9 protein-coding genes and 4 tRNA genes are annotated in these 11,141 nt (G+C 52.7%); all 13 read left to right on the forward strand.

Translation table 11 applies throughout. The features are described 5' to 3' along the window. Window positions 1-233 precede the first annotated feature (233 nt). The 13 genes from HY768_08910 to HY768_08970 all read left to right on the forward strand — a co-directional run bounded on the left by HY768_08910 (window position 234) and on the right by HY768_08970 (window position 10,879). Window positions 234-656 (forward strand): four helix bundle protein, encoded by a 423-nt coding sequence (locus HY768_08910; GenBank protein ID MBI4727322.1) that lies wholly within the window; start codon window positions 234-236, stop codon window positions 654-656. Window positions 657-1,249: 593 nt separating this feature from the next. Further along, window positions 1,250-1,720: a hypothetical protein gene (locus HY768_08915; protein MBI4727323.1), complete on the forward strand. Its 471-nt coding sequence runs from the start codon at window positions 1,250-1,252 to the stop codon at window positions 1,718-1,720. Between the two features lie 242 nt (window positions 1,721-1,962). Beyond that, on the forward strand, window positions 1,963-2,994 hold the full coding sequence (locus tag HY768_08920; protein ID MBI4727324.1) for a WYL domain-containing protein: 1,032 nt from the start codon (window positions 1,963-1,965) through the stop codon (window positions 2,992-2,994). 196 nt (window positions 2,995-3,190) lie between these two features. Beyond that, window positions 3,191-4,150: a WYL domain-containing protein gene (locus HY768_08925; GenBank protein ID MBI4727325.1), complete on the forward strand. Its 960-nt coding sequence runs from the start codon at window positions 3,191-3,193 to the stop codon at window positions 4,148-4,150. Between the two features lie 156 nt (window positions 4,151-4,306). Beyond that, the gene (locus HY768_08930) at window positions 4,307-4,684 is read left to right on the forward strand and encodes a hypothetical protein (GenBank protein ID MBI4727326.1); all 378 of its coding nucleotides are present in this window, start codon (window positions 4,307-4,309) and stop codon (window positions 4,682-4,684) included. Window positions 4,685-5,105: 421 nt separating this feature from the next. Next, window positions 5,106-5,181 (forward strand) — tRNA-Thr (locus tag HY768_08935). A gap of 116 nt (window positions 5,182-5,297) precedes the next feature. Continuing rightward, window positions 5,298-5,382, forward strand: a tRNA-Tyr gene (locus HY768_08940). Between the two features lie 120 nt (window positions 5,383-5,502). Then, window positions 5,503-5,577: transfer RNA gene (locus HY768_08945), tRNA-Gly, on the forward strand. A 152-nt stretch (window positions 5,578-5,729) separates the two neighbouring features. Further along, window positions 5,730-8,276 (forward strand): TIGR03960 family B12-binding radical SAM protein, encoded by a 2,547-nt coding sequence (locus HY768_08950; protein ID MBI4727327.1) that lies wholly within the window; start codon window positions 5,730-5,732, stop codon window positions 8,274-8,276. A 114-nt stretch (window positions 8,277-8,390) separates the two neighbouring features. Further along, window positions 8,391-9,131 carry a tRNA pseudouridine(38-40) synthase TruA gene (truA, locus tag HY768_08955; GenBank protein ID MBI4727328.1) on the forward strand — a complete coding sequence of 247 codons (741 nt, stop codon included), beginning with the start codon at window positions 8,391-8,393 and terminating at the stop codon, window positions 9,129-9,131. Between the two features lie 110 nt (window positions 9,132-9,241). Next, the gene (locus tag HY768_08960; GenBank protein ID MBI4727329.1) at window positions 9,242-9,982 is read left to right on the forward strand and encodes an ABC transporter ATP-binding protein; all 741 of its coding nucleotides are present in this window, start codon (window positions 9,242-9,244) and stop codon (window positions 9,980-9,982) included. Window positions 9,983-10,071: 89 nt separating this feature from the next. Beyond that, a tRNA-Asp gene (locus HY768_08965) sits at window positions 10,072-10,150 on the forward strand. A gap of 123 nt (window positions 10,151-10,273) precedes the next feature. Then, on the forward strand, window positions 10,274-10,879 hold the full coding sequence (locus HY768_08970) for a hypothetical protein (GenBank protein ID MBI4727330.1): 606 nt from the start codon (window positions 10,274-10,276) through the stop codon (window positions 10,877-10,879). The last annotated feature ends 262 nt before the right edge of the window (window positions 10,880-11,141 follow it).

Consider the following 11,141-nt stretch of genomic DNA (forward strand, 5'->3'; position numbering starts at 1 on the left):
CGTCTTCCAATCGTTTGATCTTCTTCATACCGGAAGTTTACCATATTTTTACCGGGGTTGCTATCAAAGAACTCGTTTACTGCCAACTACTTCAGCTCGCCACCAAGTTCGATTTTACCCACACTCATTGGAGAAGAGCCCTTCAAATAATTAACAAACCAGCCCTAAAGAGCGCGGGCTAAAAAACCAAACAACCAAAAATAAATGTGTATTTACAAAAGGAGAATTTGAACATGGAACAAACAACCAACAAAACCGCCAACTTTACCGACCTGATAGTCTGGCAAAAAGCGGTGGAACTATTTGAACTGGCCGCCCAGGACACCGAAAGGTTTCCCCAGGGCAAGGCCTCATTCTTGATGGCCGGACAGGTGGTCAAGTGCGCCGGGTCCATAGGCGCCAGCATTGCTGAAGGCTACGGCCGGGGAGGCCAGAAGGAATTCGGCTACCGCCTGACCGCGGCCAAGGGCTTTGCTTTTGCCACCCAGGACTGGTATCACAAGATCGCCCGGATGGGTTATATGACCCCGGAAGCGGCCGAACAGCGGCTCAAACTGCTGGGCGAGATCAGCCGGATGCTGGGCGGCCTGATTGCCAGGGTGACCGGCAAAAAGAAGGACCAGAAAGAAACCCCGGAAACGGAATCAAAACAGTAATTTAACACCCTGCGCTCTTTGGGTGGTTAAAATATATACTCAACTTTGGCAAAAGCCAAAGTTGAGCAAACCCGAATATTAAAATCCGCTTTCGCTTCTTGCCAACGGCCCCGCTTGCCCCGCAAAGCGGTGGCAAAGCGGAGCCTCCGCCTATGGCGTGGCGCGGCTTGTCTTCTTCAAGCGCCATCCGCTTGCGCTTTATATTGGGCTTCCACGTGCCTGCACGCTGTAGCCCCGCCAACGGCGGGGCGCAAGCGTGTGCCATAGCTTTAGCGGAGGCACTCCGAAATCCGAAATCACCGCCTTCCTCCTTCGTTTCTACTACGGCGGACCACCGCCACAACCCATGGCCCAGCTGCAAACGGAGCCTCGCCTTTGGCGGGGCGTGGCGGGACAAGCAGGTTGGCGGGATCCCGATATTGCGGGACAAATGCTAATGACCAAAAGGCCCAGTTTTTGGCATTTTCTGGTTTCTGAAATTTATGGTTTCGGATTTGTTTGGAGTTTCGATATTCGAATTTCAAATTTGCCGAAGTCCAGTATATATTCAAATGAACCCGTAATGTTTCACCGCTAATATGTTAAGGAGTAAAATGTCTGAACCAGAAAACAAAAATGATTTAAAAGCCGCCCCCCGGAAGAACGCCTGGGAAGAGGCCCGGCTTTTGGCCCGGGACATCGGCCTGTTGGTGGAGAACAACCGGCGGATAGCCCAGAATCCCAAGCTTTCCGGATGCTGCCTGAATATCGCTTATATCGGCCTGCCCCATTTGAAAACCAAGGCCATAGCCCTGGGCCGTTTGCTGGACCTATGGAGCGAAAATAAATGGACCGAGACCTGCCCGGCCTGCGGGGAGAAGGTCTATATCCTGGGGGCCGGCGGGGGAGCCTTAAGCGGCCGGCAGGGCTGGTGGGGCGTGTGCGGACATTGTCAGGGCGTTCTTTCGGGCAACAAGGAAAAATTCTATCAATTATATTCGGAGTTCGCCGGCATCCAGCCAGCGCAGACCGGTACCGGGCACATAGATCTCAGCGACCTGCTGGTTGAACTGAGGGCGGCTTAGCGGATTTCAGAAAAGTCCAGGAAAATAAACGGGACACGGATCTACGCGGATTTAACTAAAAATATTCGTTAGAATCAATAAAAATCGTTCGGATGAGTTTACCGAAGCCTGCGTTCCAATATGGTTTTCTTTATCCCGGCCGGATCAAAAAATGATCCGGCCTTTTTTATTGTTGACTTTTAACCCGCCAAAGCCTTATTATTATCATTCACATAAAAAACCAACAAAGATCTCGAAAGACAATGGCCCAGCAAAAAACAGAACGCCTTCTGGAACTGGTGTCCCTGCTTTTAAAGCGCCGCCGCCCGGTTCCCAAGCCGGAGATCAAGGAACTGTTGCCACACTATCAGAGGCTTTCCGGCCCTAGTTTTGACCGGACCTTTGAGCGGGACAAAAAAGAGCTGCGCAGCCTGGGGGTGCCGGTCAAGGTCTATTCCATCGAGACCGGCGAAGAGATCGACAACCCGGCCCAGGCCGCCAAGTACGAGGCCCGGGAACTGGGGTATCTGATTGACCACGATGAATATTATCTGCCCCGGCTGGATCTTACCGCCGAGGAATGGGCGGTGATCTCACTGGTCTGCGCCGGGCCGCAATTCCCGGCCTCCAAAGGCCAGGCCCAGGCTCTGGCCAGCCTGGCCCAAAAGATCGGCTGCCAGAAGCCGGAGAAAAAGGGATCTGCTTCCGAACTTGGGTTAAGCGCCAATCAACAGCCCGGGGCCGCCGCCGAAGCCAAAGTGTTGGGCCGCCTGCAGGAGGCGGTAAAAGAAGGCGTCACCATTCGATTCCGCTATCACAGCATCAGTCGCGATGCCAAAGACCAGCGCCAGGCCGATCCCTATCTCCTGATTTACAATGCCGGAGTGTGGTACCTGATCGCTTACTGCCACAAAAGAAAAGAAGTCCGCACCTTCAAGGTTTCGCGCATAGAAGAACTGAAATTGCTGAACAGCCAGCCCCGTTTCAAAGTGCCGAAGGATTTCGACAAGACCAAACACCTGGACCGCAAGGCCTGGGAGCTGGGCGGGGGCCAGGCCGTTCCGGTCACCCTGAAAGTAAATCCTGACAGCGGCTGGCTGGCCCGGAGGGAGTTGGGTTCGCAGGCGGTTTGGGATAAGGAAACCAACCGGATCAAAATATCCGTCAGCAACCCCGCTCCCTTCATCCGCTGGGCCGCGGCCAACTGCGACCGGGCGCGGGTGGAGCAGCCGGAGGAAATAGCCCGGCAGGTCTCGGCCAGGCTGCAAAGCGTTTTAAAGTTGTATAAACCGTGACCACGGGGGAACCTACCACTGAGTGCCCGCCTGGCTTCGATACGGTCTTTGGCCACTCAGCTGGCGGCGAGGTGTATCGAAACCGCCGGCTGTACCTGTGCTGAGCCTATCGAAGCATCGCGGCCCGGAAGGCAGAGTCGCAAGCGTGGTAAGGTGTATTTTGGTAAGAGTCTAAACTTTAAAGCGGAGAGTCTGCATGGCTAAAACATCGGGCGAGCTGGAAAGGCTTTTGACCCTGATTCCGTTCCTGAACAGCCGTCAGGGGCATCCCATAGCGGACATCGCCGCCGAGCTGGGGATCTCCCAGGCCCAGCTTTTAAAGGACCTGGACCGGCTCTGCCTGTACGGCACTCCGCCTTTCGGGCCCAATGATCTTTTCCTGGCGGCGGTGGACGAGCAGGGCCGGCTGGAGATGGCCTACACCGAGCAGTTTGCGGCGCCGCTCCACCTGCTTCCAAGCGAGGCTATGGCCCTGAGGATGTCGTTGCTGCCGCTTCTGGCCGGAGCTTCCGGGCCTTATGGTAAGACCGTCAAGAGGATACTCGGCAAGATCGACCAGGCCCTGCTGCCCCAGGACCGGCTGGCGGTGGACCATCTGGACGAAAAGATAGTGGCCGCCGCCGCCGAATCCTCAAACTCCGGCGCCCTGGAAATTCTGCGCAAGGCCCGCCAGCAAAACCGCCAGGCGAGAATTGAATATTACAGCGGCGCATCGGGACAAAGCTCCACTCGAATAATTGAGCCCTATGGCTTTGTGCTGTTCGGAGACTCCTGGTATGCGGTGGCCTTCTGTCATAAAAGCCGGGAACAGCGGACCTTCAAGATCAGCCGGATCAAACAGGCCAGGCTTCTCAAACAGAAATACCGGATACCGGAATATTTTGACATCAACCAGTTCGCCCAGGGCCACATCTTCAAGCCCACCGGGAACGAGCAGAAAGTGGCGCTGTGGTTCTCGCCGGCCATCGCCCGCTGGATACTGGAGCGCAATGCCCAGGCCATAAAGAACAAGGACGGCTCGGCCGGCCTGAGCCTGATGGCCCAAAACTTCGCCTGGATAGCCCGGTGGGTGCTGTTATACGGCCCCGAGGCCAGGATTATTGAACCCAAAGAGGCCCGGGATGAGGTGCGAAAGATAATTGCCGGGGCTTTGTAAATATTTCACTATTATTTAGATTTTTTGAATGGTTGCTACAAACTCCATTCAAAAGTGGCCACAATGCTCAACTGGTTATTGCCCCCCGTTTACCCATAAATTCTCCGGACGAGGCCTTTTTCTAAATGCTATAATGGTATTGTTTGGTCAAGCAAAATGACCATTGACATCAATCCGCTATCATGGAATTATACCCCTCTCATTACAGTAGATAAAATTGGAACGGTATGGACCAGCTGGTATCATGATGCAGGTGGCGGATATATTAGTTTCAACAAGGGAAGCGGTTGGAATGCGCCTGATTCTTTGGGGATTACTTTTTCTGACATTTGTTCCGACAGCAGTGGCAATATTTTGGGAGTGTTTTTTTCGGATAGCAGGGATTTATATGGTGCCCGATACTATGACGGCGGGTTGTTGCGAACGACTATAATTGATACAAACACACAATATTTTAGCTTATCAAAATCCTCCAGCGAAAATCGCTGGTTTTGTAAAACGCAAAATGAATTCACGGATTCAAGTACTGATTAAAAGAAAAAGACTATCCCATTCATTCAGGAAGCCTTAACAAAAAACCAACCGGAATGCCGGTTTTGATAAAGCTTCAATAGGTTGCATGGCAAGCTTGCCGAACTGCTCAGTCAGACAACTCAGCCGAACGATAAACGTTTACCCCGCCAACCTGCTTGTCCCGCCACGCCCCGCCAAAGGCGAGGCTCCGCTTGCAGCTGGGCCATGGGTTGTGGCGGTGGTCCGCCTCAGTGCAAACGAAGGAGGAATATGGCAGCAGATATTTCAGGTTAAGAAACGGGAGTTTTTTAGTTTTAAAACACCGGTCATCTTGACTTTTATCCCGTAAATCTGCTAAAATTACAAATTGTGATTTGATTCCTTGACCCGCCGGTGTTTGATAATTTTAGCCAAGACGGAAAACAACGTGGCAAAAGGGTCTGCCACCGTAGCTCAGTTGGTAGAGCAGCGGTTTTGTAAACCGCTGGTCGGGGGTTCAAGTCCCTTCGGTGGCTCCAGGCTTTCATTAGAAGCTAAGAGGCTGTGAAGTTGAGAAAATTGGAGCAGGTTATCTCAACTTTAGAACGTCGCAACTTCTTATATTCTTCAAATATTTATCGCGTGCCTTAAACGTGGTGAGGTTCCCGAGTGGTCAAAGGGAACAGACTGTAAATCTGTCGGCGAAGCCTTCGGAGGTTCAAATCCTCCCCTCACCACCACTTTCGGCAATGAACAGTGAACAATGAACAGTGAACAATGAACAATTCGTGTTCTATGTACGTTGTTCTCTTTTTATTGGTGGAATTGATAATTGATTTTTGTTAATTGGTAATTGAGGTGCGGGTGTAGCACAACGGTTAGTGCTCCTGCCTTCCAAGCAGGATACGACGGTTCGATTCCGTTCACCCGCTCCATTATTTTCACCAGGCGTTTTGGTGACCCGGACGAAAGGGTTATCGGGGCGCCTTTATCGTTATACAGTTTGATAAAATACTGCTTTAAATAAAAATATGGCTTTTATTTGATTGCAAAACTTTATTTGCCGTGATAAAATGGATGGTTTAGTATGCATAACTCTAACTTAGATAAAATATTGCCTCTGGTGCAGAGGCCGGGGCGTTATACCGATAACGAGCTGAATTCTATTCATAAAAACTGGGACCAGGCGCAGGTAAAAATTGCCCTGACTTATCCCGATCTTTACGAGATTGGCATGTCGGGATTGGGACTGGCCATTCTATATTCGGTGGTCAACCGTCTTCCGCAGGCCCTGGCCGATCGCAGTTATCTGCCCTGGCCGGATATGGAAGAGGCCATGCGCAGGAATGGGATACCGCTGTTCGGGTGGGAGACCAGGCGCGAACTCCGGGAATTCGATATTCTGGGCATCACCCTGCAGACCGAGCTCTGTTATGCCGGAGCGCTGAACCTGCTGGACCTGGCCGGCCTGCCGCTATACTCAGATCAGAGGAACGAGGGCCATCCCCTGGTGATCGGAGGCGGCTCCTGCTGCGCCAACCCGGCTCCGCTTTCGAAATTCTTCGACGCCTTTGTGATCGGCGACGGCGAGGAGGCAATCGTCGAGATTTGCGAATCTCTCCGAAATTCGAAATCCGAAACTCGAAATACGAAATTGCAGCGGTTAGCAACAATATCGGGGGTTTACGTTCCTGTTATACATGATAAGAACAAAGCCAAGATAAAAGCCCGGCATGTCAGTGAACTTAAATACGAGTATGCCGCCCACCCGCCGCTGGTGCCCCTGGTGGAGGTTACCCACGACCGGCTGATGGTGGAGATTGCCCGGGGCTGCACCCGGGGCTGCCGTTTCTGCCAGGCCGGGATGGTCTACCGTCCCCGATTAGTGCGGCCTGCAGAAGACGTGGTCAAGCTGGCCAAGGACGGCATCGCCCAAAGCGGCTGGGACGAGGTCTCGCTGCTTTCGCTCTCCTCCGGGGATTATCCCGACCTTTTGGGACTGCTGCAGAAACTGAACGGGTGTTTTTCCGTCTCCAAAGTGGCCATCTCCCTGCCGTCTCTAAGGCTTGATTCCTTTGACGGAGAGATGATCAAAGCCCTGAAAAAAGTGAAGAAGACCGGCCTGACATTCGCCCCCGAGGCCGGCAGCCAGCGCTTGAGGGATGTGATCAACAAGGGGATCAGCAAGGACGAGCTGTTGCGGGTGATAGCCCTGGCCAAAAAAGAGGGCTGGATGCAGGTCAAACTGTATTTCATGATCGGCCTGCCCACCGAGACTGAAGAGGATCTCAAGGAACTGTGCGACCTCTGCCATCAGGCCTCACGGCTGGGGGTCAACCTGAAGGTTTCGGTCTCGCCCTTCGTACCCAAGTCCCAGACCCCGTTCCAGTGGGAGGCCCAGGACAACTGGGAAACGTTGCAACAAAAGATCGATTTTTTGTCCCGGGGTTTAAAGTCCCATAAGATCCAAATGAAATGGCACGACCTGCGATCTTCAAAATTGGAAGGGCTTCTCTCCCGCGGCGACAGCAGCCTGGCACCCTTGATAGAGAAGGCCTGGCACAAGGGGGCCAGGCTGGACCAGTGGAGCGAGCATTTTGTTTGGGGGTGCTGGGAAGAGGCGATGCGGGAGCTGGGCCTCGATCTGAATGACTTGTGCCGGGCCAGGGACGCCGATGAAGTTTTGCCCTGGGACAATATTGATTACGGGGTTTCCAAGAAATTCCTGCTGCAAGAAAAGCAGAAGGCCTATGAAGCAAAGATCACCGGGGACTGCCGGGAACTTGGATGCCAGGGCTGCGGGGCGGACTGCGGGATTCAGGGAACGGGTAACAATGAACAATTAACAAAGAACAAAGAACAGATAACGGTAAACGGCAAAAAGGAAACTGTAAACAGTAGGCAAGTTGCCGATGGTTTCGGGCGCAGCGCCAGGAAGATGGCCGGGCCGGCCCCGCTGGCCAGGACCAAATTCCGCCTGCGCTATGCCAAGGGTCCGGAACTTCGTTTCATATCACACCTGGACCTGATGCGGGCCTGGCTGCGGGCCATCAGCCGGGCGGAACTGCCGGTGGCATTCTCCCAGGGTTTTTCCCCCCATCCCAAGCTGGCCTTCGGCCCGCCGCTGGCTCTGGGGCTGACCAGCAGCGCCGACTATATGGACATCCAGCTGGACCGGCCTATGTCCGAGGACATAGGCCTGCTGATAAACATGCATTTGCCGCCGGGGTTAAAAGTTTTGGAGTCCAAGCCCATTTTCGGCAAGGCCAAATCCATCACCGAGCTGTGCGATGCCGCTGAATACAGGGTGGTGAGCGCTACAGTTTTTGATCCCCAGGCCGCGGTTCAAAAGGCCAGGGGAAAACTCAGCGACAAAAAACCCTGGCCGGTGAACATTTTGCGCAAGGACCAGCACAAGGAACTGGACCTGGCCCCGCAGATCCTGGATGTTTCGGCCGAGGCCAGTTCCCTGACCATCAAAATGCGGTTAGTCGAGGGCGGGGTCAAATTGAACGAAACGCTGGCGGCCATGCTGGAACTGCCGGAGGGGAAGATCAAACAGCTGCTGATCGAGCGGGTGGGGATGTATCATATCACACCCAAAGAAATGCTAAGCCCCATGCGTTTTATGTAGGGGAACTTTTAACCACAAAAAGCACCGAAAGCGCAAAACTCAAAAACTATATTTGATCGTTGTGCCCTTTGACACTGCTCAGGGCAGGGCAGGCATTATGTGGCCAATATTTGAATGAAGAACAAATTGCGGAACATCAAACTTCTTCTTGAATACGACGGAACGGCCTTTGCCGGGTGGCAGGTCCAACCGGAACAGCGCACGGTGCAGGGTGTTTTGGAGCCGGCCTTGTCCCGGATGACCGGGGAAAAAGTCTCGCTGTTAGGCTCGGGCCGGACTGATGCCGGAGTCCATGCTTCGGGACAGGTGGCCAATTTCAGGACGGAAACGGACATTCCCTTAAAAGCCTTTTGCCTGGGCCTGAACGCCATTATCCCCGACGACGTGGCAGTGCTTAAGACCGAAGAGGCCGATCCCGGGTTCAACTCCAGGTTCGACGCCCGTTCCCGTTCCTACCGTTACCAGATAATCACCCGGCGCTCGCCGCTTAATGAGCGTTTTGCCTGGGCCATTACTTATCCCATTGATCAAAATATTTTGCCGGGCTTGTGTCAGATAATTTTGGGGAGGCATGATTTTACTTCGTTTGCCTCGGCCCAGGCCGAGGTCAATAATTTCCTGGTCGAGGTTACCATGGCCGAGTGGACCCTGTCCGAGGGCTCTCTGGTCTTCCAGATCGAGGCCAACCGTTTTTTGCATAACATGGTTAGGATCATAGTGGGAAGCATGATAGACGCGGCCCGGGGGCATCTTAAGCCCGAGGATCTGAAGAAGATACTGGAAGCAAAGGACCGGACCCTGGCCGGCAAGACCGCTCCGGCCTGCGGGTTGTGCCTGGTGAAGGTGGAATATTAAAAAAACGGAGTAATCCGGGAACCATAATGGGACGAGGATATCCGCAGATTATTTATCAGACAACCCAATTTAAAAAATATTAAGAATATTTAAAGCCAGTACATAGATAAATGATAGAGATCCGCGATTTACATAAATTCTATGGGCATAAAAAGGTCCTGGACGGGGTGGAGCTGGACATCAAGACCGGCGAGACCATGGTGATCATGGGCCGCTCCGGCTGCGGCAAAAGCGTGCTGTTGCGCCACCTCATCGGCCTGGCCCGTCCCGACCGGGGCTCGATAGCCATTGACGGTACCGAGATCAGCCGGATAAAAAAGGCGGAACTGTACTCACTGCGCCGGCGGTTCGGCATGCTTTTCCAGGGATCGGCCCTGTTTGACTCCATGACCGTGGCCCAGAACGTGGGGCTGGGGCTTAAAGAACACAGTTCATTGACCGACGGCCAGATCGCCGGGACCGTGGTCCAAAAGCTGGCCCTGGTGGACATGTCCGGCACCGAGAACCTAATGCCTTCCGAGCTTTCCGGCGGGATGAAAAAAAGGGTGGGACTGGCCCGGGCTTTGGCCATGGATCCCGCTTACATCCTGTACGACGAGCCCACCACGGGATTGGACCCCATCACCGCCGACCGGATCAACGACCTGATGATGACTCTCTCCCAAAAACTTTCCCTGACTTCCATCGCCGTCACCCACGACCTGGTCAGCGCCAACAAGATCGCCGACCGGATAGCCATGCTTCACCAGGGGCAGATCATCTTCTGCGGCACCCCGGAGCAGATCAAAAAAATGCCCGATGAACACATCCAGCAGTTCATCAAGGGCAAGGCCGACCGAGAGGTTATTTAGCCTGTCGCACACAAAAGCACTCACAAAAGCAAAAGCACTCATATAGTTGACTTATAAAATCATTTTTGTTATAATAAATCGTTTATGGTGGGGTCGTAGTTCAGTTTGGTTTAGAACGCCGGCCTGTCACGTCGGAGGTCGCGGGTTCGAACCCCGTCGGCCCCGCCATAAACAAAGCTCTGTAACACCGGTAGTTAGGCGAAATAAACCGTTAATGAAAGGAGATGCACGCTGGACGAAAAGAGATATGGCAATCAAAAGTGTTTCACCACGAAAACAGGAGGAAGTCTGATGGTAAGGTTGTTATCGGTTGTTCTTTCCACGATGCTTATCGGGGCAATGTTTTACAATCCGGTTGCCGCACAAACGCCTGTGAAAAAATACGACATAAAATCAGGCGTTGTGACATGCGAGTCGATCATGAAAGTGTCAGGTATGCAGATCAAGGAGAAGATTGTGGTTTCCTTCGATGATTTTGGAATCAAGGAATGCAAAGAAACCTTCTCCGGCAACACGCTGAGAGAAACCTATCTGAGCGATGGGAAGGACCTCTATCTGGTAAAGCCCGATGACAAGACTGCTTACAAGCGGGGTACTGCATCCCGCGGGACGGAGCTGCGAGTGGAGTGGTCGGAATTTGGCACTGAAAAAGACCGCCGGTCCGGCAAGTACAAGAAATTGCCTGCTATGAAAGTCGCCGGAAAGAACTGCGAGGTATTCGAATACAACGACGGAAAAGGAACCATCACTCGATACGGCGGCTGGAAGAAGATCCTGTTGTATATGAACCTCAAGACAAAGGGTATGGAAACCACTCAACGAGCTTTGAAGGTAGAGGAGAATGCAAAAGTGCCAGCGGGAAAATTCAAAGTTCCTGCGGGATTTACAGTCCAGTGACGACAACAATGAATGTTCTCGGAGAAGGCTGAATGGCAGAACAACATTTGCAGGACTTCCGGCTGACGGCATGACCTAATGACAATTTGAGAGCATCAAGGTGTCAGTCTCGTTTCTATCTTTAAACCTCAAAAATGCGCAATATTATCAAAGAAAAGCTTCAAAATAGTTGTAATTACAGCTAATTTCGCATATAATGACTTTTCGCTATAACCGTCCAAAATGGACGGTTATAGCGCAGGACATTTTGTTCAAGTTTTGA

Source organism: candidate division TA06 bacterium (genome assembly GCA_016208585.1).
In the GTDB taxonomy this organism is placed as follows: Bacteria; Edwardsbacteria; AC1; order AC1; family EtOH8; genus UBA5202.

Excerpts from the sequence above, each read along its gene's own strand:
- HY768_08920 (MBI4727324.1), top strand. The coding sequence starts at position 1,963 with ATGGCCCAGCAAAAAACAGAACGCCTTCTGGAACTGGTGTCCCTGCTT.
- HY768_08930 (MBI4727326.1), top strand. The coding sequence starts at position 4,307 with ATGACCATTGACATCAATCCGCTATCATGGAATTATACCCCTCTCATT.
- HY768_08970 (MBI4727330.1), top strand. The coding sequence starts at position 10,274 with ATGGTAAGGTTGTTATCGGTTGTTCTTTCCACGATGCTTATCGGGGCA.
- HY768_08925 (MBI4727325.1), top strand. The coding sequence starts at position 3,191 with ATGGCTAAAACATCGGGCGAGCTGGAAAGGCTTTTGACCCTGATTCCG.
- HY768_08950 (MBI4727327.1), top strand. The coding sequence starts at position 5,730 with ATGCATAACTCTAACTTAGATAAAATATTGCCTCTGGTGCAGAGGCCG.
- HY768_08910 (MBI4727322.1), top strand. The coding sequence starts at position 234 with ATGGAACAAACAACCAACAAAACCGCCAACTTTACCGACCTGATAGTC.
- HY768_08960 (MBI4727329.1), top strand. The coding sequence starts at position 9,242 with ATGATAGAGATCCGCGATTTACATAAATTCTATGGGCATAAAAAGGTC.
- truA (MBI4727328.1), top strand. The coding sequence starts at position 8,391 with ATGAAGAACAAATTGCGGAACATCAAACTTCTTCTTGAATACGACGGA.
- HY768_08915 (MBI4727323.1), top strand. The coding sequence starts at position 1,250 with ATGTCTGAACCAGAAAACAAAAATGATTTAAAAGCCGCCCCCCGGAAG.